Here is a 22008-nt window from a genome sequence, read left to right as displayed (position 1 = left end):
GGCACCCTACCCGTCGGTACGGCCGCTGGTCAGCTTCCTGCGGCGCCACATGACGAGCGGAACCGCTCCGGCGAGCCCCAGCGCGCCCGGGCCGAGCCCGACCGGCGCCAGTCCGGCGGCGCCGAGGCCGAGCGCGGTGGCCGCGGCCTGGTTCCCGATGCCGGGCTGGTCGAAGGTGTCCGGGATCGGAAGCGTGGACCAGCGGGTCACCGGCCACGCGATCACGACGGCCCGTCCGACGACCTTGTCGACCGGCACGAAGCCCTGCGTGGAGTCCTCCATGTGGTAGCGGGAGTCCTGGGAGTTCTGCCGGTGGTCGCCCATCACCCAGATCTTGCCCTCGGGCACCTTGAGCGGGCCGAAGGGGTGGTCGTCGCACGCGGTGTCACCGGGGAAGATGTACGGCTCGTCGAGCGCCTTGCCGTTGACGACGACCGGTCGCCCCTTCTTGCACTCGACCGTGTCACCGCCGATGGCGATGGTCCGCTTGATCAGGTCCTTGTCCTCGGCGGACGGCATCAGGCCGATCCAGCTGAGGACCTTCTGCGCGATGTTCGGCTCCGGTGTGGGCTCACCCGACAGCCAGTCGGCCGGGTCGTGGAAGACCACGACCTCGCCGCGCTCCGGCTCGGAGCCGAACCACGGGGTGAGCTTGTCGACCAGCACCCGGTCCCCGCGCTGCAGGGTGTCCTGCATCGAGTCCGAGGGGATCGAGAACGCCTGGACCAGGAAGGTCTTGATCAGCAGGGCCAGCAGCAGGGCGATGCCGATGAGGAGCGGGAGCTCCTTCCAGAACGAGCGGTGCGGCTTCTCCAGGGCGCCGTCCTCCTCGGCCTCGCGCGCGACGGCGTCGTCCGGCCGCTCCTCGCCCTCGTCGCGTCCGGACCGCGCGCCTACCGCCACGTCCCCCACATCCACTCCTCACTCACGATCGCCGCCCGCACCGAGCCGGACACGGGTCCTCCCCTCCCTTAACGAGCGGGAGTTCCCTAGGGCTCGGGAGACGCAGGACACACTATGCGAACGGCGCGCCCGGGCGGCGCCGCCTGGGGCCGCGTCCGGCACGTCGTGCCTGATCGGGCACCATGCGGAAGGTCGCCGGCTGTTCCAGACGGGCCCAGTGCCCGAACGGCCACGCGATCACCACGGCCTCCCCCACGACCCCGTTCTCGTCGATGGTGCCCTCGAAGGCCTCGTCGAGGTGGAAGCGGGAATCGGCCGAATTCGCCCGGTGGTCGCCCATCACGAACAGCCGTCCGGCCGGCACCTCCACCTCGAAGGGGATGTCGGAGGGGGTGTTGCCCGGCTTCACGTACGGCTCGTCGAGCGGCGAGCCGTTGACGGTGACCCGGCCCTTGGCGTCACAGCACTTGACGGTGTCGCCGCCCACGCCGATGACGCGCTTGATCAGGTCCTGCTCGTCGGCCGAGGGCAGCAGGCCGATGAAGGTCAGGGCCTGTTTGACCTGCTTGACCACGATCGGGTCCGGGGCCGGCCGGGCCGACTCGCCCCTGAGCCAGCCGCCCGGGTCCTTGAACACGACGACGTCCCCGCGTTCGACCTTGGAGCCGAACCACGGGGTCAGCTTGTCCACCAGGACCCGGTCGCCGATCCGGATGGTCTGCTCCATCGAGCCCGACGGGATGAAGAAGGCCTGTACCAGGAAGGTCTTGAGCAGCAGGGCTATGCACAGCGCCACCACCACGAGCAGGGGCAGCTCGCCCGCCCGGCGGGTCCGGCGGCGCCGCCGGACCTTTCGGGCCAGGCGGCGCCGATGGGCCCTGCCCCCCTCCGCCGGAACCGGCTCCGGCTCCGGTCGCGCCTCGCGCCGGCCTCTCGGCCCCGCGCGCGGCCCCGGCTCGGGCTCGGGCTCGTCATCCAGCCAGTCCCGCCGGCCGCGCGGCCGCGCGCGCGACTGCGGCGCCGGCGCGATCCGGTCCCCCCGGCTCCGCGACCTGCCGCGCGGCTCCGGCTCGGGTTCCCGCTCCCGTCGGCCCTTCGGCCGCCCGCGGCTACCCATGGCCGCCGCCGAGGGCGCCCCACCGCGAGACCGGCCAGCCGATCCAGTCGGCTCGCCCGATCACTTTCTCCACCGGCACCATCCCCCCGCCCGGTTCCCCCAGGTGGTCCCGCGAGTCCCGGGACTGGGAACGATGATCACCCATCACCCACAGGGTCCCCAGGGGCACGACGATCCGGAAGGGCACCGCCGAGGGCGCGTCCCCCGGGTACAGGTACGGCTCGTCCAGCGGAACGCCGTTCACCGCGACCCGGCCGTCCGCGTCGCAGCAGACCACGTCGTCACCGCCCACGCCCACCACCCGCTTCACGAAGTCGGTGTCGGAGGGCTCAGCGAGCCCGAGCGCCGAGGCCGCGCCGTGCACGAGGCCGCCGACCGGGTTGCCGTCCGCGCGCTCCCGCACGAAGGATCCCGTGCCGTCGAAGACCACCAGGTCCCCGCGGCGCGGCTGATCACCGAAACGGTACGCCAGCTTGTTCACCAGCAGCCGGTCCCCGACCTTCAGCGTCGGCTCCATGGAGCGGCTGGGGATCAGGAACGGCTGGACGACGAAGTTGCTGAGCAGCAGCAGGAAGAGCGTGCAGGCGACGCCGATCATCCCCGCCCGGCGCCACGTCAGCTGCCGCTGCGGGACCGGCCGTCCGGGTCCGGCCTCGCCGGTCCCGGAGAACGCAGAACGCGGCCGCCCTTGCCCCTCGCCGGGGGAAGAGTGGCCGCGCTGCGTGTGAGGTGCTTCGGTGTCCATCGGGGGCGAGCCTATCCGGCCGCCCCCGGACACCGGTGGCGACCTTACTTGTCGCGCTTCTCCTTGATCTTCGCGGCCTTGCCGCGGAGCTCACGGAGGTAGTACAGCTTCGCACGGCGTACGTCACCGCGGGTGACGAGCTCGATCTTCTCGAAGATCGGGGAGTGGACCGGGAAGGTACGCTCCACGCCGACGCTGAAGGAGACCTTGCGAACGGTGAAGGTCTCGGAGACGCCCGAGCCCTGGCGGCGGATGACGACACCCTTGAACTGCTGGATACGGGAGCGGTTGCCCTCGATCACGCGGACGTGCACGTTGATCGTGTCACCCGGGCGGAAGGCCGGGACGTCCGAGCGGAGCGCGGCGGCGTTGACGCCATCGAGCAGGTGAGACATGTTCTTCGTCTGCTTTCTTCGCATGACGCCACAGGTCGCCGATGCGGGTTTCCGTAGAGAATTCGGGAGCTGTGACACTCGGCGGCCGACGGTCCCCCTGTGGCAGGGGCGTCCGGCGAGCACACAGCAGCCGCCTATTCTTCCACGGCCTGCGGCCTGCGCCAAAATCGGCCGTCAGGCGTCGGTTGCCAGCCCAGGATGGAGAGGATCTCGCGGTCCTTCTTGTCGAAGGCGGAGGCCTCGCAGCGCTCGATCAGGTCGGGCCGGTTGCTCGCCGTCCGGCGGAAGGCCTCGTCCCGGCGCCACCGGGCGATCTTCCCGTGGTGGCCGCTGAGCAGCACCTCGGGGATGTCCCGGCCGCGCCACACCGGCGGCTTGGTGTAGACGGGCCCCTCCAGCAGGTTCGCCATCTCGCCGGGCGCGAAGGAGTCGTCCCGGTGCGACTCGGCGTTGCCCAGGACGCCGGGCAGCAGCCGCGCCACGGCCTCGGTGACGACCAGGACGGCCGCCTCGCCGCCGGCCAGGACGTAGTCACCGATGGAGACCTCGTACACCGGCATGCGCGTGGCGTACTCGTCCATCACACGGCGGTCGATGCCCTCGTAGCGGGCGGGCGTGAAGATCAGCCAGGGCCGCTCGGAGAGCTCGACGGCCAGTTCCTGGGTGAACGGGCGGCCGCTGGGCGTGGGGACCACCATGACGGGGCCGTGCGCGCCCGCCTCGTAGCCGTCGGCCAGCGCCTCGTCCAGCGCCTCGCCCCACGGGCCGGTCTTCATGACCATGCCGGGGCCGCCGCCGTAGGGGGTGTCGTCGACCGTGTTGTGCCGGTCGTGGGTCCAGTCCCGCAGGTCGTGGACGTGGACGTCGAGCTGGCCGCGCGCGCGGGCCTTGCCGACGAGGGAGACGTTGAGCGGTTCCAGGTACTCGGGGAAGATCGTGACGACGTCGAGACGCATCAGGCGTCGCCCTCGGAGCTCGCGGCCTCGGCGTCCCGGGTGGAGACGATCTCGGCCCGGTCGTCGATCAGACCGGGCGGCGGCGTGATGACGCAGCGCTGCTCCTCCAGGTCGATCTCGGCGACGATCTCCTCGACGAAGGGGATCATCACCTCGGTGCCGTCGGGGCGCTCGACGATGAAGAGGTCCTGCGAGGGCAGGTGGGAGATCTCGGTGATGCGGCCGATCTCGGTGCCGTCCTCCAGCACCACGTCCAGGTCCATCAGCTGGTGGTCGTAGTACTCGTCCTCCTCCTCGGGCAGCTCCGCCGGGTCCACGTCGGCGATGAGGAGGGTGTTGCGCAGCGACTCCGCGGCGGTGCGGTCCTTGACGCCGGCGAAGCGCAGCATCAGCCGGCCGCTGTGCACCCGGCCCGTCTCGATGGTCAGCGGGCCGACCGAAGCCGGTTCGGTGCGCAGCACGGCGCCGGGGCTGAGCCGCAGTTCCGGCTCGTCCGTGCGCACCTCGACGGTGACCTCACCCTTGATGCCGTGGGCGCGGCCGATCCGCGCGACTACCAGCTCCACTGTCTGTGCCTCTCCTGTTCAGACGACGACGGGCCGGGGCGGGCACGTATGCCCTCCCCGGCCCGTGCCGGTGATTCAACTGCTCAGCGGACCTGGTCCACGTCGACGAGGTCGACGCGGATCCCGCGGCCGCCGATGGCGCCCACGACGGTACGCAGGGCACGTGCGGTGCGGCCGTTGCGGCCGATCACCTTGCCGAGGTCGTCGGGGTGGACCCGGACCTCCAGCACCTGCCCGCGGCGCAGGTTGCGCGAGGCGACCTGCACTTCGTCGGGGTTGTCCACAATGCCCTTTACGAGGTGCTCAAGAGCCTCCTCGAGCATGCTCAGGCCTCGGTCGACTCGGCGGCGGCCTCAGCCTCGTCCGCCTTCTTGTCGGCCTTCTTCTTCTGCGTGATGGCCTCGCCCTTGCCCTCGCCGATGCCCTCAAGGGCCTTGGCGAACTCGTCGAAGGAGCGACGCTTGTCTTCCTTCGTGGCCGGCTGCAGCAGCGGCGCGGGGGCCGGGAGGCCCTTGTGCGCCTGCCAGTCACCGGTGAGCTTCAGGATGGCGAGAACGGCCTCGGTCGGCTGGGCGCCGACAGAGAGCCAGTACTGGGCGCGCTCACCGTTGACCTCGATGCGCGACGGGTTGTAGGTCGGCTGGTAGATGCCGATCTCCTCGATCGCGCGGCCGTCCCGGCGGGTGCGGGCGTCGGCGACGACGATGCGGTAGTGGGGAGAGCGGATCTTACCGAGGCGCTTGAGCTTGATCTTGACTGCCACTGGAGTGGTGTCTCCTGAACTTGACGTGGTTGGGCACATGAGATGCCACGTGGGGTTGCGGTACTCGGGTGCCCGATGGACGCGTCAGCCGGAGGAGAGAGGGGTCCTGTGCGACTGTCGAGTACAGCTAGCCATTGTGCCATACGCCTGCGGCGCACTCGGCCGGGCGGGCAGGGCGGACCGGCGCCGACGGTACGGCGCTGCCGCGCGGGCGCGGACCCGGCCGCCCCGGTGGGGGCGGGGGCCCGGCGGCCGCGATGCCGTGGGGCGGTGGCCCCGCCGGCGGGCGGGGGCGGTCAGGAGGCCGCCGCGATCGCCACCTCGGGGATGCGGAAGGGCTTCATGCAGCCGCCGCACACGATCGGCGCCTGGGCGAGCACGGAGGGGACGACGCGTACGTTGCGCCCGCAGTCGCAGACCGCCTTGACGCGCACGCCGCCGCCCGAGGAGCCGTGCCGGGCGGCGGGTCCGCGGAAGGTGCGCTTGGTGTCGGCGGCGGTGGCGGCGGTGTGGGCCTTGAGGGCGCGCTGCAGCCGCTCCATGGTGGGGCGGTAGCGCCGCTTGGCCTCGGGATTGAGCGTGACCAGCGAGAAGCCGCTGCTGGCGTGCGGCTCGTCGGAGTGGTCCAGCCCCATCTCCTCGGCGATCGCGAGGAATCTGCGGTTGTGGTAGCGGCCTGCGCGCGAGGTGTCACGCACACCGCGGGCGGCCGCGATGCCGTGGACTGCCTCGTGCAGCAGTCGCTCGAAGGAGAGTTCGGCGCCGCAGGCGGACGAGGACTCTCCGATCAGGGACTCGGGCGCGGCAAGGTCGGGCAGCTCGGGGTGGTACCGCTGAATGTCGGCCCACGCCTGCGCCAGCTCTGCGGCGAGAACAGGTGGTGTCGTGCTCACGTCGTGACAACGAGCCGGGGTGCCCGGGTGTTCCGATTCCGGGCCATTGCAAATTTTTTGCACGTACCAGTCAGTTCAGCCTCATGCGTCCCGACGAGGACGGGTGCGACGAACTCAGGAGGAGTCGGTACGTAACGTCGACCGGAAGTCCTCGGCCCCGGCGCGCGGCACCCGCCGCACGCCGGGGCCCGGAAGCCTCGACGGCGTGATCAGTACGAGCGCGCCACGATCGCGAGGGTACCGGGAGCGTCGTCGGCGTCCGGCACGGACCCGTCCTCGGCCACGAGGCAGCGCACGGAGACGGCCTGCTCGGCCAGCTTGGCCTCGCCCTCGGGGCCGAGGTCGGCCCACGGGATCCGCGCCCAGCCGCCGGCGACGGCGGCCTCGGCGGCCTCCTCGATGGTCGCGACGTCGGAGGTGCGGGACTCGCGGCGCTCGCGGGACTCGCGCAGCAGCTGCGCCTGGTCCTCGTCGAGCACCTTCGGCAGCAGGTCGGCGAGCGCGTCGATCTGCACCGGGGCCTTCCCGCCCGGGATCCGGCGGGCGAGCATCGCGGTGCCGGCCTCCAGGTCGCGGGGGCCGATCTCGACACGGACCGGTACGCCCTTGAGCTCCCAGTCCACGGCGCGGCGGCCGAAGGGGGTGTCGACGCGGTCGTCGACGTGCACACGGATGCCGGCGGCCTTCAGCCGGTCGCCCAGCTCGCGGACCTTGGCGACGGCCTCGTCACCCTTGATCGCCATGACGACGACCTGGACGTGCGCGAGGCGCGGCGGCACGCGCAGGCCGTTGTCGTCGCCGTGGGACATGATCAGGCCGCCGACCATGCGGGTCGAGACGCCCCACGAGGTCTGCCAGACGAGCTCCTGCTTGCCCTCCTTCGACAGGTACTGCGTGTTGAAGGCCTTCGCGAAGTTGGTGCCGAGCTCGTGGCTGGTGCCCATCTGCAGGGCCTTGCCGTCACCCATCATGCCTTCGAGGGTGAGGGTGTTGATGGCGCCGGCGAAGCGCTCCTTGGCGGTCTTGCGGCCGAGCACGACGTCGATGCCGAGCACGTTGGTCATGAAGTCGCCGTAGACGTCGCGGTGGATGCGGGCGGCGTAGTCGCGGGCGTCCTCGTAGGTGGCGTGGGCCGTGTGGCCCTCCTGCCAGAGGAACTCACTGGTGCGCAGGAAGACGCGGGGGCGCATCTCCCAGCGGACCACGTTGGCCCACTGGTTGATCAGCAGGGGCAGGTCGCGGTAGCTCTGGACCCACTTGGAGAAGTAGTCGTTGATGATCGTCTCGGACGTGGGCCGGACGACGACCGGCTCCTCCAGCTCCTTGCCGCCGCCGTGGGTGACGACCGCGAGCTCGGGGGCGAAGCCCTCGACGTGCTCGGCCTCGCGGGTGAGGTACGACTGCGGGATGAAGAGGGGGAAGTACGCGTTCTGGGCGCCCTGGTCCTTGATGCGGGCGTCCATCTCCTGCTGCATCCGCTCCCACAGGCCGTAGCCGTACGGTCGGATGACCATGGTGCCGCGGACCGGACCGTTGTCGGCCAGCTCGGCCTTGTTGATCAGATCCTGGTACCAGCGGGGGAAATCCTCCGCCTGAGGGGTGAGAACGGGTGCCTTTGCCATGCCGCGAATCGTACGGCGCCCGGCGCAGGATGCGTGAATCGGGTGGCGCGCTCCTCTGGACGCGGGGGCGAATGGGGAGTTCTCTGGCAACGGGGGCTGGGGGGCAGACGGAATCAGGAGCGCTTCTTCGATGACACCGACGCCGACCGCGACGCTCGTCGCCCGGGACTGGGCGGAGATCCAGGAACGGATGCTGGTACCGCTGTACGAGGCGGTCTACGACCGGCTGGAGGTCGGTCCGGGTGACCGGCTGCTGGGCCTCGACTGCGGGGCCGGCCTGGCCCTGCTGCTGGCGGCCGCGCGGGGAGCCGCGGCCACCGGTGTGGAGGCGGATCCGGCCCGGCGGGCGCTGGCCCGCGAACGGCTGCTGGAGGTGCTGGCGGCCCCGCCGGCGGTGCCCTCGCCGCCCCGCCCGTACGACGCCCTGCTGGCCTTCTCGCCCACCCCGGAGGCCCTGGCCTCGGCCCTGCCCGCGGTCAGACGCGGCGGCGCCGTGGTGCTGGCCGACTGGGGGCCCGCCGAGCGCTGCACGGTGCCCTCGGTGCTGGGCGGCGGTCCGGCGCCGGGCGACCTGGACGCGGTGGTGGAGCGCGCCGGGCTGCGTCCGGACGGTTCGGGGCGGGTGTTCTGCCCCTTCGGCTACGCGGACGTGGACAGCGCGGTACGGGGGCTCCTGTCGACCGGCCTCTACGACGGCGCGTCCGATGCGGCGCTCGCCGAGAAGGAGCTCGCCGAGGCGCTCCACCCCTTCGAGCGACCCGACGGGACCGTGTGGCTGCCGAACATCTTCCGGTACGTCATCGCCCGGGTAGAGTAGCGGCGGACATGCGAACGGAAGGGGCCCCGGCCGTGCGGGCTGCTGCTCGCACGGCCGGGGCCCCTTCGGCGGTCCGCGTCTACTTCATGAACTTCTTGAACTCGTCCGGGAGGTCGAAGTCCTGGCCGCCCTGACCGCCGGCGGGAAGGCCGAACGGGTTGGAGGCGGCTGCCGGGTCGACCGTCTGCGGGCCCTGCTCGCGGCGGGCCGCGGCTGCGGCCTCCTCCTGCTTGCGCTTCATCGGGTTGCCGCTCTTGCGCTTGCCCTTGGCCTGCTTGACCTGCTTCTTCTGCCGGCCGGGGCCGCCGCCCATCCCGGGGATGCCCGGCATGCCGGGCATGCCGCCGCCCTGGGCCATGCGGGACATCATCTTGCGGGCGTCGAAGAACCGCTCGACCAGCGCCTTGACGGCGCTGACCTCGGTGCCGGAGCCCTTGGCGATACGGGCGCGGCGCGAGCCGTTGATGATCGTCGGGTCCTGGCGCTCGGCCGGGGTCATCGACTTGATGATCGCGGCGGTGCGGTCGACGTCGCGCTCGTCGATGTTGTTGATCTGGTCCTTGATCTGCCCCATGCCGGGCAGCATGCCGAGCAGCTTGGAGATGGAGCCCATCTTGCGGACCTGCTCCATCTGGGCCAGGAAGTCGTCGAGCGTGAACTCCTTGGGGCCCTTGGCGAGCTTGGCCGCCATCTTCTCGGCCTCGGCCTGCGAGAAGGTCTTCTCGGCCTGCTCGATGAGGGTGAGCATGTCACCCATGTCGAGGATCCGGCCCGCCATGCGGTCGGGGTGGAAGGCGTCGAAGTCGTCGAGCTTCTCGCCGTTCGAGGCGAACATGATCTGCTTGCCGGTGACGTGCGCGATGGAGAGCGCGGCACCGCCCCGGGCGTCGCCGTCGAGCTTGGAGAGCACCACGCCGTCGAAGCCGACGCCGTCGCGGAAGGCCTCGGCGGTGTTGACCGCGTCCTGGCCGATCATGGCGTCGACGACGAAGAGGATCTCGTCCGGGCTGACGGCGTCGCGGATGTCCGCGGCCTGCTGCATCAGCTCGGCGTCGATGCCGAGGCGGCCGGCGGTGTCGACGATGACGATGTCGAACTGCTTGGTGCGCGCGTACTCGACCGAGTCCTTGGCGACCTGGACCGGGTCGCCGACGCCGTTGCCGGGCTGGGGCGCGTACACGGCCACGCCGGCGCGGTCGGCGACGACGCTCAGCTGGTTGACGGCGTTGGGGCGCTGGAGGTCGCAGGCGACGAGCAGCGGGGCGTGGCCCTGCCCCTTCAGCCAGAGGCCCAGCTTTCCGGCGAGGGTGGTCTTGCCCGCACCCTGGAGGCCGGCCAGCATGATCACGGTGGGGGCGGTCTTGGCGAAGCGCAGCCGCCGGGTCTCGCCGCCGAGGATGGTGATGAGCTCGTCGTTGACGATCTTCAGGACCTGCTGGCCCGGGTTCAGGGCCTTGCTGACCTCTTCACCGCGCGCGCGTTCCTTGACGTTCGCGATGAAGGAGCGGACGACCGGGAGGGCGACGTCGGCCTCAAGGAGCGCGATACGGATTTCCCGGGCCGCCGCGTCGATGTCAGCCTCGGACAGCCGGCCTTTGCCGCGCAGGCCCTTGAAGGTATTCGCCAAGCGGTCGGAGAGCGTATCGAACACGGTGGTCGCGATTCCTCGGGTCGGGGGCGTGTGGTCGTCCCCCAGGGTATCGGGCCCTTCCCCCGTCCGGGGACCTGCCTGCACCCGGTAGCGGTCCGCCGCTGCCCCGCAGGCCCGGGCAGCGGCGTCGCACCGGGCTGAGGGCAGTCCCGTGGGCGCTTTGCGACAACGCGGCGAGGCGCCGTAGCCGGCGCCGAGCGCCCGCCGGGGATCACGGGACAGCCCTTACGACAGGGCGGCCGCGACCGAGGCGGCGAGCGCTGCCGCGTCCGCGGGGTCCAGGGGTTTGCCCTCCGGGGTCGTCACGTACAGGGTGTCCACGGCGTTGGCGCCCAGCGTGGAGACGTGCGCGCTGCGCACCCGCACCCCGCCGGCCTCCAGCGCCCGCCCGATGCGGTGCAGCAGGCCGACGGCGTCGGGCGCGCGAACCTCCAGCACCGTGGCGAGCGAGGAGACGTCGGGGACCACCGCGACCCTGGGCGGCGGCGGGACGACCCCGCGGCGGCGCGGGTAGGCCGCCTCGCGGTCCGCGAGCTTCGCCGGGACGTCGAGGGTGCCGTCCAGGGCGCGCACCAGGTCGGCGCGCAGGCGGGCGGCCTCGGGCAGCGCCCCGTACTCGGCCGCCACCCGCCACCGCAGGACCAGGACCTCCCCCAGGCGGTCGGGGAGTTCCACGGAGCGCAGGTCGGCGGCCCGTACGGTGAGCCGGTGCAGGGCCAGTACCCCGGCCGCCGCGGGGAGGACCCCCGGCTGGTCGGGCACCGCCACCACGAGCTCCACCCCGACCGCGTCCGCCTCCTCCTGGCGGGACTGGAGCGCCACGACCGGTTCGCGCGTGCGCAGCGCCTCCACCGCCAGGCGCTCCTGCTCGGCGCCCGGGATCTCCGGCTCCCGTACGGCCGGGGCCGCGCCCCGCAGCACGGCGGCGACCCGGGCGACGAGGTCCGCGACGAGCGAGCCGCGCCAGGCGCTCCACGCGGCGGGCCCGGTGGCCAGGGCGTCCGCCTCGGTGAGGGCGTGCAGGATCTCCAGGGTGCCCACCGATCCGACGGCCTCGGCGACGGATCGGACGGTGGCCGGGTCGTCCAGGTCGCGCCGGGTCGCCGTGTCGATCAGCAGCAGGTGGTGCCGTACGAGGGCTCCCAGCACGGCGGTGTCGCCGGCGTCGAAGCCCACCCGGGCGGCGACGTCTCGGGCGATGGTCTCGCCGGCGACCGAGTGGTCTCCGGGCCAGCCCTTGCCGATGTCGTGAAGGAGCGCGGCCATCAGCAGCAGGTCGGGGCGGCCCACCCGGCGGGTGAGGGCCGCGGCGCGCACGGCCGTCTCGATCAGGTGCCGGTCGACGGTCCAGGTGTGGACGGGGTTGCGCTGGGGGCGGCAGCGCACCCGCTCCCAGTCGGGCAGGAGCCGGGTGATCAGCCCTTCGGCCTCCATGGCCTCCCAGACGGCCACCGTCGGCTCGCCGGCGCCCAGGAGGGTGAGCAGCTGCTCGCGTGCCTCGGCCGGCCAGGGCACCGGCAGCGGGCGGCCCTGCTGCGCGAGCCGGCGTACGGCGTGCGGTGAGACGGGGAGTCCCGCCTGCGCGGCGGCCGCGGCCAGCCGCAGGGGCAGTACCGCGTCGCGGTCGGGGCGGGCGGCCAGGGCCAGGACGGCCTCGCCGTCGGACTCCACCACGCCTTCGGCCAGAGGTGCCCGGGCTGCGGCGGCGGCGCCGCGGCCGCCCAGCAGCCCGCGGAGCCGGGGCCGGGCGGCGCGGGCCCGCAGTACTCGTCCGACCTCGCGCCAGGTCACGTCGCCGGCGTACGCGACGACGCGCGCGGCCTCGTACACCTCGCGCAGCAGCGCGTCGGCGTCGAGCAGGCCGAGCCGCTCCGCGACCTGGTCCTGTTCCTGGAGGGAGAGCCGGTCGGTGGCCCGGCCGGTGACCAGGTGGAGGGCGTCGCGGGCGTCCAGCAGCCGCCGGCGGGCCTCGGCGAGTCCTTCGCGCGGGGCGTCGGCGAGCCAGGAGGCGGCGACGGCGCGCAGCGCGGTGGCGTCGCGGAGGCCGCCGCGGGCCTCCTTGAGGTCGGGTTCGAGCAGGAAGCGGAGCTCTCCTGCCCGCTCGGCGCGCTCGCGGCACAGGGAGTGCAGCTCGGGGAGGCGGGCGGGGGCCTGGTTGCGCCAGTCGGCCAGGACGGCGGTGCGCAGGCCGGTGAGGAGGCCGGCGTCGCCCGCGACCGTGCGGGCGTCCAGCAGGCCGAGGTGGGCCTTGAGGTCCTCGGCGGCGGTCTTTCGGGCCTCGGCGGGGGTGCGTACCGAGTGGTCGAGGGCGACGCCGAGGTCCCACACCGGGTACCAGAGGCGGTCGGCGAGCGCGCCGAGCGCCTGGGGGTCGGCCTTGCCGTCGTGGAGCAGCAGGAGGTCGAGGTCGCTGCGCGGGGAGAGTTCGGCCCTGCCGTAGCCGCCCACGGCCACGAGGGTGGCGCCGCGGACTCCGGTCTCGCGTACGGCGGTGGCGAAGAGGGCGCTCAGCCAGGCGTCGGTGAGTGCGGCCAGGGCGGAACGCCGGGCGGGCCCGGACCGCGACTCCTCCTGGAGGAGTCGCAGCCGGGCCGCGGCGTATCCGCTGGGTCCCGAGTCGGCCGTGTGGTCGGTGGTGTCTTCGGTGCTCGTCACCCAGGGGCTCCCGTCAGCTGGGGCGTGTTGCGAAAGTGGCGTCGTCCGCCCGCGGGGCGGTGCTCGCGGTGTCTGGTGCGGTGCCCCGCAAGGCGGAGGGTCGGCCGCGTACCGGTCGTACGCGGGCGATCCCGACAGCGCGGCGAGGTGCCGTGCCAGGCGCCGCGAGCCAGACGGGGCTTTCGCAACATGCCCTGGGACCTGTCCGGTTCTAGAGCGCGTCGGCGCCGCGCTCGCCGGTGCGGACCCGGACGACCGAGTCCACGGGGACGCTCCACACCTTGCCGTCGCCGATCTTGCCGGTGGACGCCGCGCTCACGACGACCCGGATGACCTCTTCGGCGTCGGAGTCCTCGACCAGCACCTCGATGCGGATCTTGGGGACGAGGTCGACCTGGTACTCGGCGCCCCGGTAGACCTCGGTGTGGCCGCGCTGGCGGCCGTAGCCGCTGGCCTCGCTGACCGTGAGGCCCTGCACTCCGAAGGTCTGGAGGGCTTCCTTGATCTCGTCCAGCTTGTGCGGCTTGACGATCGCGGTGATCAGCTTCATGCGTCAACCTTCTTGCTCGCGGCGGAGGGGAGGGGGGCGGTGGTGTTCCGCGCGGCGGCTCCGCCACCGGCGCCGCTGAAGTCGTAGGCGGTCTCGGCGTGTTCGCTCTGGTCGATGCCGGCGACCTCGACGTCTTCGGCGACGCGCATCCCGATCGTCTTGTCGAGGAGGAAGGCGAGCACCGCGGATGCCACCAGAGAGTAGGCGAGGACGGAGAAGACTCCGATGGCCTGCTTGCCGAGCTGCTCCAGGCCGCCGCCGTAGAAGAGGCCGGCCGCGTCGGACTGGACCCCGCCGGTGGCGAAGAAGCCGACGAGCAGGGAGCCGGCGATGCCGCCGACGAGGTGGACGCCGACGACGTCGAGGGAGTCGTCGTATCCGAACCGGTACTTCAGGCCCACGGCCATGGCGCACAGCACACCGGCGATGGCGCCGACGGCGATCGCGCCGAGCGGGCTGACCGAGCCGCCGGCGGGGGTGATCGCGACGAGGCCGGCGACCGCGCCGGAGGCGGCGCCGAGGGTGGTGAAGGAGCCGTGGCGCAGCTTCTCGTAGGCGAGCCAGGCCAGCATGGCGGCGGCGGTGGCGACCTGGGTGTTGACGAACATGACCGCGCCGACGCCGTCGTCGTTGCCGAGCCAGGAGCCGGCGTTGAATCCGAACCAGCCGAACCAGAGGAGGCCGGCGCCCAGCATCACGAGGGGCAGGCTGTGCGGGCGCATCGGGTCCTTCTTGAAGCCGACGCGCTTGCCGACGACGAGGATGACGCCGAGGGCGGCGGCGCCGGCGTTGATGTGGACGGCGGTGCCGCCCGCGAAGTCGATGACGCCCATCTCGAAGAGCCAGCCGCCGGCGCCCCAGACCCAGTGGGCGACGGGGAAGTAGACGACGGTGACCCACAGCGCGGTGAAGAGGATCCAGGCGCTGAACTTCACGCGGTCGGCGAGGGCGCCGCTGATCAGGGCCGGGGTGATGACGGCGAACATCAGCTGGAAGACGGCGAAGACGTAGACCGGGATGGTGTAGCCGTCCCAGAGCTCGGTGATGCCGATGCCGCTGAGGCCCACGTAGTCGGAGTTCCAGCCGATGAGGGAGCCGGAGTCGGTGCCGAAGGCGAGGCTGAAGCCGTAGAGCACCCAGAGGATCGTGACGATCCCGAGGCTGACGAAGCTCATCATCAGCATGTTGAGGCTGCTCTTGACCCGGACCATGCCTCCGTAGAAGAAGGCGAGTCCCGGGGTCATCAGCATGACCAGGGCGGAGCAGATGAGCATGAACCCGGTGTTCGCGGCAGAAAGCGTCGGGGCGTCTGCAGCGAGGGTCGTGATGGCTGATGCCATCGGCGTCTCCTCGTCGTCGGTACGTTCGCGTGCGGGCGATCGTGGGAACCTGAGCGGCGGCCTGAGGAACTGGCCGGTTATTGGCCATGAGATTCGCGCAGGCCGGTTTCCGGCGGCGCCGCCCGATGTTTCGCGGCCGTGACGAAGAGGTCCGTGCTGTTACGCGGCGATGAACAGGGCGTCCGCCGATCGGGCGGCCCCGACGGCGGGCGACCCCCGCCGCGGGGGCGGCGGGGGTCGCAGGGTGCAGCCGACCGCGGCAGCACCCGGACGTCCTGGCTGGGGGAGCCTGATCGGGCTTCTCGGGGTGACTGCCGCGGCCGGGGCCTGGGGGACGGCCTCCGGGGCCGTCAGACGGCCTCCGCGGCTTCGGGGAGCCGGGAGGCGAGGTGGTCGGTGAGACGGACCACCTCGGCGACGTCGCCGTACTCGCGGGCGGCGCTGTCGACGGTCTTGCGCAGGCGGGTGTTGACCCGCTCGGAGCGCACCTTTCCCGCCACGTCGAGTGCCCGGTCGACGAGGGCTGCGGCCTGCTCGGGCTCGCGCTGGAGCAGGTGCACGGTGGCCATGCCGATGAGGTTGAGGGCGTAGGAGCGCTGGTGCTCCTGGTCCTTCTCGAAGAGCTCGACGGCCCGCTCCATGACCGGTTCGGCGAGGGAGGCGTACATGGGGCTGCGCCCGGCGACGTAGGCCAGGTCCCGGTAGGAGTGGGAGTTCTCGCCGTTCAGCTCGGCCTCGGAGAAGAAGCGGATCCAGTCCGGCTCCGGCTCGTCGGCGAAGCCGACGTCGGAGAAGGTGTCCTCGGCCATCCGCACGGCCCGCTTGCAGCGGCTGGGCTGGCCCATGTTGGCGTAGGCGCGGGCCTCCATCGCATACAGCATGGCCTGGGTGCGGGGGCCGGCGCAGTCACGGCTGCCGTACTGCGCGAGGTGGACGAGTTCGAGGGCGTCCTCGGGCCGGCCGAGGTGGATCATCTGGCGGCTCATGCCGGAGAGGATGTACGAGCCGAGCGGCTTGTCGCCGGCCTCCTTGGCGGCGTGCAGCGCGAGCACGAAGTACTTCTGCGCCGTTGGGTGCAGGCCGATGTCGTAGCTCATCCAGCCGGCCAGTTCGGCCAGCTCCGCGGCGACCTTGAAGAGCCGCTTCATGACGGGGGCGGGGTGGTTCTCCTGGAGCAGGTCGGTGACCTCGTGGAGCTGGCCCACGACGGCCTTGCGGCGCAGGCCGCCCCCGCACTGGGCGTCCCACTGGCGGAACATCACGGTGGTGGCGTCGAGGAGGTCGAGCTCCGGTTCGGAGAGCCGGGGCGGGCGGTGGCCGCCGAGGGCGCCCGTCGGCCCCGTCCCGCGCGGTCCCGTGTCGGCGGCGGGGGACGGGACGAGCCAGCGCTGCATGGGCTCGATGAGGGCGGGGCCGGCGGAGAGGGCGAGCGAGGTCCCGAGGAAGCCGCGGCGGGCCAGCATCAGGTCGCTGCGGGAGAACTCGCCGAGGAGTTCGACGGTCTGCGGGCCGGCCCAGGGCAGGTCGACCCCGGACACGGAGGGGGTCTGGTGGGCGGTGCGCAGGCCGAGCTGTTCGATGGCGACGACGGAGCCGAAACGCTCGGAGAACAGCTCGGACAGGATGCGCGGAACGGGCTCGCGGGGCTGTTCGCCGTCCAGCCAGCGGCGCACCCGGGAGGTGTCGGTGCTGATGTGGTGGGCGCCCACCTGCCGGGCTCTGCGGTTGACCTGTCGGGCGAGTTCGCCCTTCGACCATCCGCTGCGGACGAACCACGAGGTCAGCTGCTCGTTGCGCGCAGCCGCACCCTCGATCGTTCCGCCTGGCCCGTTGCCGCTCACTGGAACGCCCCCATCCGCTCAGCCTTTCCCGTACGAAACCCTGGCCGGTACGCCGAGCGTCACACGGACCTTCACAGGTCCTTCACGCATTGCCTCCGGCATACCCACGCACGGGCCCGCCTCAGGGTTCGTGTACCGAAAGTAATCCTACGATCACCCGTGCGGCGAGGTCGTTTCCAGAAACGCCACCATTCGCCACCCCTTCGAATGAACGCGCCACCGGCCAGGCGCGATTCACTTGACACCGAGGTGAAACGGACCGGTTGTACTGGAGTGCGCTCGGGGCGCGCGCGGCGAGGAGTGCGCCGGGCGGCAGCGGCGGGCACTCCCCCCGGCGGCTCCGCGGCGGACCGCCGTGCGGCCCCGGCGGCGGGTCCTCCGGCGTCCTCACCACGGCGTCGTAACCACCGGCGCGTCCGACCCGTTGGAGGGGGCATGGGCATGGGCATGGGCTTCACGATCGGCGGCAGCCGCGGTACCAGGGAGTTCCGTTCCGGCATCCGGCGCCGCGGCCGGACCTCGGAGTGCACGGCGGTGGCGGAGTACACCGGGCTGTGGGGCTGGGACGTGGTCCCCGGGGCCCGCGCCGCGGCCCCTTCCCGCGACTGCTCCTGCGGGGACGCCCGGTGCGTCGCGCCCGGCGCGCACCCCCTGGCCTTCGCACCGACGGTGCCGGCCGGCGCCACCCTGGACGAGGTCGCCGAGGCCTGGGGCGGCTACCCCGGGGCCGCGGTCCTGCTCCCGGTGGGCCGCGCCTTCGACGTCATCGAGGTCTCCGAGGAGGCGGGCCGGCGCGCGCTGGTGCGACTGGAGCGGATGGGCCTGCCGCTCGGCCCGGTCGTCGTCACCGCCGACGGCCGGGCGCAGTTCTTCGTGGCTCCCGGCGCGGCGGCGGAGCTGCCGCAGCTGCTGTACCGGATGGGCTGGGACGACGCCGACCTGGACCTGCGCGCCCTGGGCCCGGGTGCCTTCGTGACCGCCCCGCCCTCGGACCGGGCCGGTATCGGACAGGCCGGCTGGCTGCGGCCGCCCGCGCTCGACTCCGCGGCGTGCCCGCCGCAGGCCCGGCTGCTGCTGGGCACCCTGGCGTACATCTGCCACCGCTTCCGCCGCTGAGCGGCACGCACGAAGACCGGTGCCCCGCCTTCCGTACGGAAGGCGGGGCACCGGTCTTCGTGCGCAGGGGCCCTGCTCAGTCGCCGATCAGGGCGTCCACGAACGCCTCGGGCTCGAAGGGGGCCAGGTCGTCGGCGCCCTCGCCGAGGCCGACGAGCTTGACCGGGACGCCCAGCTCGCGCTGGACGGCGACGACGATGCCGCCCTTGGCCGTTCCGTCGAGCTTGGTCAGCACGATGCCGGTGATGTCCACGACCTCGGCGAAGACGCGCGCCTGGGTCAGGCCGTTCTGGCCGGTGGTGGCGTCCAGGACGAGCAGGATCTCGTCCAGCGGTCCGTGCTTCTCGACGACGCGCTTGACCTTGCCGAGCTCGTCCATGAGGCCGGTCTTGGTGTGCAGGCGGCCGGCGGTGTCGATGAGTACGACGTCGGCGCCCTCGGCGATGCCCTCCTTGACCGCGTCGTAGGCGATCGAGGCCGGGTCGCCGCCCTCGGGGCCGCGCACGGTACGGGCGCCGACGCGCTCACCCCAGGTCTGCAGCTGGTCGGCCGCGGCGGCGCGGAAGGTGTCGGCCGCGCCGAGCACCACACTGCGGCCGTCGGCGACAAGCACCCGGGCCAGCTTGCCGGTGGTGGTGGTCTTGCCGGTGCCGTTGACGCCGACGACCATGATCACGCCGGGGGTGTCCTCGCCGCTCTCCGTCTTCACGGCGCGGTCGAAGTCGGTGCCGACGAGGGTCAGCAGCTCCTCCTTGAGCAGGGCGCGCAGGTCCGCCGGGGTGCGGGTGCCGAGGACCTTGACCCGCTCACGGAGGCGCTCGACGAGCTCCTGGGTGGGTACGACGCCGACGTCGGCGACGAGGAGGGTCTCCTCGATCTCCTCCCAGGTGTCCTCGTCGAGGTGCTCGCGCGAGAGCAGCGTGAGCAGCCCCTTGCCGAGGGAGTTCTGCGACCGGGCGAGGCGGGCGCGCAGCCGGACCAGGCGGCCGGCGGTGGGCTCGGGCACCTCGATCTCGGGCGCGGCCGGGACCTCGGGCTCGACGACCACGGGCGCCGCGGCGGGAGCCTCGGCCTCCGGGAGTCCGACCTCCTCGATCGTGCGGCGCGGCTCTTCCGCCGTCTCTACGGCGTCCTCCCCCACCTGCGGTTCGGCAGGCGGGGCAGTGATGGTCGGCGTGCTCGGCGGTGCCGGGGGCGGCAGCTGCTTCTTCTTGCGGCTGCTGACCACGAGCCCGCTGATCGCACCGACCGCGACCAGGGCGATGACTACAGCAAGGATGAGGATGTCCATAACCCCACCAGTATCGGTTACGGGCACCTCGGAGCCGGGAACCCGGGCGTTCGGACCGGGGCGTGAGCCGCGACCTGTCGTCTCGGCGGCGGACCCCTGTCCAACTGACGCCACGTCAGCTAACGTCGCCCTTCGCCAGCCACCCCATCCGGCGAAGGGGGACCTCTCCATGCCCGTCACCGTGGCCCGGTTCAATCTCGTCGAACCCGGCGGAACCCCCGAGTCCCTGTCCGCCCGCTACAAGGCGGCGCTGGAGATGGCCCGCTACGCGGACGACCGGGGGATCGACACCGTCCAGACCGAGGAGCACCACGGCACGGACAACAACTGGCTGCCCTCCCCCTTCACCTTCGCGGGCGCGGTCCTCGGCGCGACCCGCCGGATCGCCGTCACCGTCTCGGCGGTCATCGGTCCGCTGTACGACCCGCTGCGGGCCGCCGAGGACATCGCCGTCCTCGACCTGCTGAGCGGCGGGCGCCTGGTCACCGTCGCCGGGATCGGCTACCGGCCCGAGGAGTACGAGCAGCACGGCGTGGAGTGGGGCCGGCGCGGCCGGCTCCAGGACGAGCTGCTGGAGACCCTGCTGAAGGCCTGGACCGGCGAGCCCTTCGAGTACCGCGGCCGCACGGTCCGGGTCACGCCCGCGCCCTTCACCCGCCCGCACCCGCTGCTGCTGGTCGGCGGCAGCTCCCGGGCGGCCGCGCGCCGCGCCGCCCGGCTCGGGCTGCCCTTCTTCCCCAGCGCGCACCTGCCGGAGCTGGAGGCGTACTACACGGCGCGGCTGGCGGAGTACGGCACGGAGGGCTTCTGCATGATGCCCGCGGCCGAGACCCCGCTGCTGCACGTCGCGGAGGACCCCGACCGGGTCTGGGCGCAGTACGGGGAGTGCTTCCTCCACGAGGCGGCGATGTACGCGTCCTGGCAGTCCAAGGACATCCGCAGCGCGGTCCGGTCGGCCGCGCGCTCGGTGGCGGAGCTGCGCGCGGAGGGCGTCTACCGGGTCCTGACCCCGGACGAGGCGGTGGCCTACGGCCGGGGCGCGGGCGCGGCCGGGAACCTGGTGCTGCACCCGCTGTGCGGCGGGATGCCGCTGGACGAGGGCTGGCGCAGCCTGCACCTGCTGTGCGAACGGGTACTGCCCCGGCTCAAGGGCTGAGCCGGGGCAGTACCGAGGAGAGGGGGTGGTGGCGGGGGATGGTTACCCCATCTCCTCCAGCGCCTTGCCCTTGGTCTCCGGTACCCACTTGAGGACGAACGGGATCGAGAGCAGTGCGAAGACGGTGTAGATCACATAGGCACCGGACAGGCTCCAGTCCGACAGGGACGGGAACGAGACGGTGATGACCCAGTTGGCGATCCACTGGGCCGAGGCGGCGACGCCGAGCGCCGCGGCCCGGATGCGGTTGGGGAACATCTCGCCGAGCAGCACCCAGACCACCACGCCCCAGGACAGGGCGAAGAAGAGCACGAAGGAGTGCGCGGCGACCAGGGCGACCGTGGCCTGGGCGTCGGGCAGGGTGATGTCCTCGCCGGTACCGGTCGTGAAGGAGAACGCCCAGGCACACAGGCCGAGGGAGATGGCCATCCCCGTGGAGCCGATGAGGGCGAGGGGCTTGCGGCCGATCCGGTCGACGAAGATCATCGCGATCACCGTGCCGACGATGTTGATGATCGACGTGGTGAAGGAGTACAGGAAGGAGCTGGTCGGGTCGATGCCGACGGACTGCCACAGCGAGGAGCTGTAGTAGAAGATCACGTTGATGCCGACGAGCTGCTGGAAGAGCGAGAGGCCGATGCCGATCCAGACGATGGGCAGGAAGCCGAAGCGGCCGCCGAGCAGGTCCCTGAAGGTGGACTTGGTCTCGGAGTGCATCGCGTGCTGGATCTCGCGGATCCGCCCGTCCAGGTCGACCTTGGAGCCCTCGACCTCGGCCAGCACCTTCTTGGCCTGGTCGGTTCGGCCGACGGAGACCAGGAAGCGCGGGGACTCCGGGATGACGAAGGACAGCAGCCCGTAGAGCACGGCCGGCACCACCATGACGCCCAGCATCCACTGCCAGGCCTCCAGGCCGCCGATCTCGCCGCGCTGGTCGCCGTCGGCGAGGTTGAGGATGCCCCAGTTGACGAGCTGGGACACGGCGATGCCGATGACGATGGCGGCCTGCTGGAAGGAGGCGAGCCGGCCGCGGTAGGCGGGCGGGGAGACCTCCGCGATGTAGGCGGGGCCGATGACGGAGGCCATGCCGATGCCGAAGCCGCCGATCACGCGCCACATGGCGAGGTCCCAGAGGGCGAAGGGCAGGGCCGAACCGATGGCGCTGGCGGTGAAGAGGACGGCCGCGATCTGCATGCAGCGGATTCGGCCGATCCGGTCGGCGAGCCGGCCCGCGGTCGCGGCGCCGATGGCGCAGCCGATCAGCGCCGCGGCGATCACCTGGGCGAGCGCCTCCGAGCCGACGTCGAACCGCTCGCGGATCGCGACGACGGCGCCGTTGATGACGGAGCTGTCGTACCCGAAGAGGAAGCCGCCCATGGCAGCGGCCGCCGTGATGAAGATGACGTGGCCGAGGTGGTCGGGCTGGGGCGAGGCTCCGCCGCCGGGCGCCGAGGCCCGCGATGTGCTGCTGGTCAAGGTGTGCTCCGTGGGGTTTCGTCCGTCTTCACAGTGGCGCACAGTTCAAGATCGGGCACCACTCGAAGCCGGGGGACAGCGGAGCGCGCCTATGCGTTCAGTTTCTGAAGTCAAGGCCTGGGGCTAAGTTCGCATACCGCAGAGACTGGCACCCT

Annotated in this window: 19 protein-coding genes and 1 pseudogene; 3 read left to right on the top strand and 17 right to left on the bottom strand. The window is 72.3% G+C overall.

Annotated elements, in window-relative coordinates:
• Window positions 1-6: 6 nt before the first annotated feature.
• The 10 genes and pseudogenes from lepB (BSL84_RS24095) to proS form a co-directional block, all read right to left on the bottom strand.
• Window positions 7-903, bottom strand: coding sequence for a signal peptidase I (lepB, locus tag BSL84_RS24095; RefSeq protein ID WP_075972208.1), 897 nt, complete (start codon window positions 901-903; stop codon window positions 7-9).
• Window positions 812-2020 (bottom strand): annotated as a pseudogene (gene lepB / locus BSL84_RS24090) (signal peptidase I); the annotation flags it as partial. The pseudogene lepB (BSL84_RS24090) and the gene lepB (BSL84_RS24095), both read right to left, overlap by 92 nt.
• Window positions 2013-2765, bottom strand: coding sequence for a signal peptidase I (gene lepB / locus BSL84_RS24085; protein WP_075971093.1), 753 nt, complete (start codon window positions 2763-2765; stop codon window positions 2013-2015). The gene lepB (BSL84_RS24085) and the pseudogene lepB (BSL84_RS24090), both read right to left, overlap by 8 nt.
• A 44-nt stretch (window positions 2766-2809) precedes the next feature.
• Window positions 2810-3160, bottom strand: a complete 351-nt coding sequence (gene rplS / locus BSL84_RS24080; RefSeq protein ID WP_030031062.1) for a 50S ribosomal protein L19 — start codon at window positions 3158-3160, stop codon at window positions 2810-2812.
• 134 nt (window positions 3161-3294) lie between these two features.
• The gene (gene trmD, locus BSL84_RS24075; protein ID WP_075971092.1) at window positions 3295-4116 is read right to left on the bottom strand and encodes a tRNA (guanosine(37)-N1)-methyltransferase TrmD; all 822 of its coding nucleotides are present in this window, start codon (window positions 4114-4116) and stop codon (window positions 3295-3297) included.
• Entirely contained in the window at window positions 4116-4682 is a 567-nt protein-coding gene (rimM, locus tag BSL84_RS24070; protein ID WP_030031060.1) for a ribosome maturation factor RimM, read from the bottom strand. The genes trmD and rimM overlap by 1 nt, the downstream gene beginning before the upstream one ends.
• An 83-nt stretch (window positions 4683-4765) precedes the next feature.
• Window positions 4766-5005: an RNA-binding protein gene (locus tag BSL84_RS24065; RefSeq protein ID WP_030011889.1), complete on the bottom strand. Its 240-nt coding sequence runs from the start codon at window positions 5003-5005 to the stop codon at window positions 4766-4768.
• A 2-nt stretch (window positions 5006-5007) separates the two neighbouring features.
• The gene (rpsP, locus tag BSL84_RS24060; RefSeq protein ID WP_030031059.1) at window positions 5008-5445 is read right to left on the bottom strand and encodes a 30S ribosomal protein S16; all 438 of its coding nucleotides are present in this window, start codon (window positions 5443-5445) and stop codon (window positions 5008-5010) included.
• A 296-nt stretch (window positions 5446-5741) separates the two neighbouring features.
• Window positions 5742-6338, bottom strand: coding sequence for a hypothetical protein (locus BSL84_RS24055; RefSeq protein WP_030031959.1), 597 nt, complete (start codon window positions 6336-6338; stop codon window positions 5742-5744).
• A 209-nt stretch (window positions 6339-6547) separates the two neighbouring features.
• Window positions 6548-7960 carry a proline--tRNA ligase gene (proS, locus tag BSL84_RS24050; RefSeq protein WP_030031957.1) on the bottom strand — a complete coding sequence of 471 codons (1413 nt, stop codon included), beginning with the start codon at window positions 7958-7960 and terminating at the stop codon, window positions 6548-6550.
• 130 nt (window positions 7961-8090) lie between these two features.
• Between proS and BSL84_RS24045 the strand changes: the two genes are divergently transcribed.
• Window positions 8091-8777, top strand: a complete 687-nt coding sequence (locus BSL84_RS24045) for a methyltransferase type 11 (protein WP_045321716.1) — start codon at window positions 8091-8093, stop codon at window positions 8775-8777.
• A gap of 79 nt (window positions 8778-8856) precedes the next feature.
• Here the strand turns inward: BSL84_RS24045 and ffh are convergent, their stop codons facing one another.
• From ffh to BSL84_RS24020, 5 genes are all read right to left on the bottom strand, one after another.
• Window positions 8857-10428, bottom strand: coding sequence for a signal recognition particle protein (gene ffh / locus BSL84_RS24040; RefSeq protein ID WP_045321717.1), 1572 nt, complete (start codon window positions 10426-10428; stop codon window positions 8857-8859).
• Window positions 10429-10653: 225 nt separating this feature from the next.
• Window positions 10654-13083 (bottom strand): [protein-PII] uridylyltransferase, encoded by a 2430-nt coding sequence (locus BSL84_RS24035; protein WP_075971091.1) that lies wholly within the window; start codon window positions 13081-13083, stop codon window positions 10654-10656.
• 211 nt (window positions 13084-13294) lie between these two features.
• Window positions 13295-13633 (bottom strand): P-II family nitrogen regulator, encoded by a 339-nt coding sequence (locus tag BSL84_RS24030; protein ID WP_030030798.1) that lies wholly within the window; start codon window positions 13631-13633, stop codon window positions 13295-13297.
• The gene (locus BSL84_RS24025; RefSeq protein ID WP_075971090.1) at window positions 13630-14973 is read right to left on the bottom strand and encodes an ammonium transporter; all 1344 of its coding nucleotides are present in this window, start codon (window positions 14971-14973) and stop codon (window positions 13630-13632) included. Before BSL84_RS24025 ends, BSL84_RS24030 begins: the two co-directional genes overlap by 4 nt.
• A 350-nt stretch (window positions 14974-15323) precedes the next feature.
• Complete coding sequence (locus tag BSL84_RS24020; RefSeq protein ID WP_075971089.1) at window positions 15324-16814, bottom strand: hypothetical protein; 1491 nt, start codon at window positions 16812-16814, stop codon at window positions 15324-15326.
• Between the two features lie 447 nt (window positions 16815-17261).
• On the opposite strand from BSL84_RS24020, the gene BSL84_RS24015 reads away from it, so the two are divergent.
• Complete coding sequence (locus tag BSL84_RS24015) at window positions 17262-17930, top strand: bifunctional DNA primase/polymerase (protein WP_075972207.1); 669 nt, start codon at window positions 17262-17264, stop codon at window positions 17928-17930.
• Window positions 17931-18006: 76 nt separating this feature from the next.
• On the opposite strand, the gene ftsY is transcribed toward BSL84_RS24015, so the two are convergent.
• Window positions 18007-19221, bottom strand: a complete 1215-nt coding sequence (ftsY, locus tag BSL84_RS24010) for a signal recognition particle-docking protein FtsY (RefSeq protein WP_030029880.1) — start codon at window positions 19219-19221, stop codon at window positions 18007-18009.
• A 169-nt stretch (window positions 19222-19390) separates the two neighbouring features.
• On the opposite strand from ftsY, the gene BSL84_RS24005 reads away from it, so the two are divergent.
• A complete protein-coding gene (locus BSL84_RS24005; RefSeq protein WP_030029881.1) occupies window positions 19391-20377 on the top strand; it encodes an LLM class flavin-dependent oxidoreductase in 987 nt (328 codons plus the stop codon).
• Between the two features lie 42 nt (window positions 20378-20419).
• Here BSL84_RS24005 and BSL84_RS24000 read toward each other — a convergent pair whose 3' ends face one another.
• Window positions 20420-21853 carry a sugar porter family MFS transporter gene (locus BSL84_RS24000; RefSeq protein WP_030029882.1) on the bottom strand — a complete coding sequence of 478 codons (1434 nt, stop codon included), beginning with the start codon at window positions 21851-21853 and terminating at the stop codon, window positions 20420-20422.
• Window positions 21854-22008: the final 155 nt, after the last annotated feature.

Origin of the sequence: Streptomyces sp. TN58 (assembly GCF_001941845.1) — a bacterium.
Lineage (GTDB): Bacteria > Actinomycetota > Actinomycetes > Streptomycetales > Streptomycetaceae > Streptomyces.
This window is presented reverse-complemented; position numbering and strand designations above follow the sequence as displayed.

Bases quoted from the DNA above. Each gene is read 5' to 3' on its own strand.
- BSL84_RS24015 (WP_075972207.1), top strand. From the start codon at position 17,262: ATGGGCTTCACGATCGGCGGCAGCCGCGGTACCAGGGAGTTCCGTTCC.
- BSL84_RS24030 (WP_030030798.1), bottom strand. From the start codon at position 13,633: ATGAAGCTGATCACCGCGATCGTCAAGCCGCACAAGCTGGACGAGATC.
- BSL84_RS24005 (WP_030029881.1), top strand. From the start codon at position 19,391: ATGCCCGTCACCGTGGCCCGGTTCAATCTCGTCGAACCCGGCGGAACC.
- BSL84_RS24025 (WP_075971090.1), bottom strand. From the start codon at position 14,973: ATGGCATCAGCCATCACGACCCTCGCTGCAGACGCCCCGACGCTTTCT.
- proS (WP_030031957.1), bottom strand. From the start codon at position 7,960: ATGGCAAAGGCACCCGTTCTCACCCCTCAGGCGGAGGATTTCCCCCGC.
- BSL84_RS24065 (WP_030011889.1), bottom strand. From the start codon at position 5,005: ATGCTCGAGGAGGCTCTTGAGCACCTCGTAAAGGGCATTGTGGACAAC.
- ftsY (WP_030029880.1), bottom strand. From the start codon at position 19,221: ATGGACATCCTCATCCTTGCTGTAGTCATCGCCCTGGTCGCGGTCGGT.
- lepB (WP_075971093.1), bottom strand. From the start codon at position 2,765: ATGGACACCGAAGCACCTCACACGCAGCGCGGCCACTCTTCCCCCGGC.
- BSL84_RS24045 (WP_045321716.1), top strand. From the start codon at position 8,091: ATGACACCGACGCCGACCGCGACGCTCGTCGCCCGGGACTGGGCGGAG.
- trmD (WP_075971092.1), bottom strand. From the start codon at position 4,116: ATGCGTCTCGACGTCGTCACGATCTTCCCCGAGTACCTGGAACCGCTC.
- rplS (WP_030031062.1), bottom strand. From the start codon at position 3,160: ATGTCTCACCTGCTCGATGGCGTCAACGCCGCCGCGCTCCGCTCGGAC.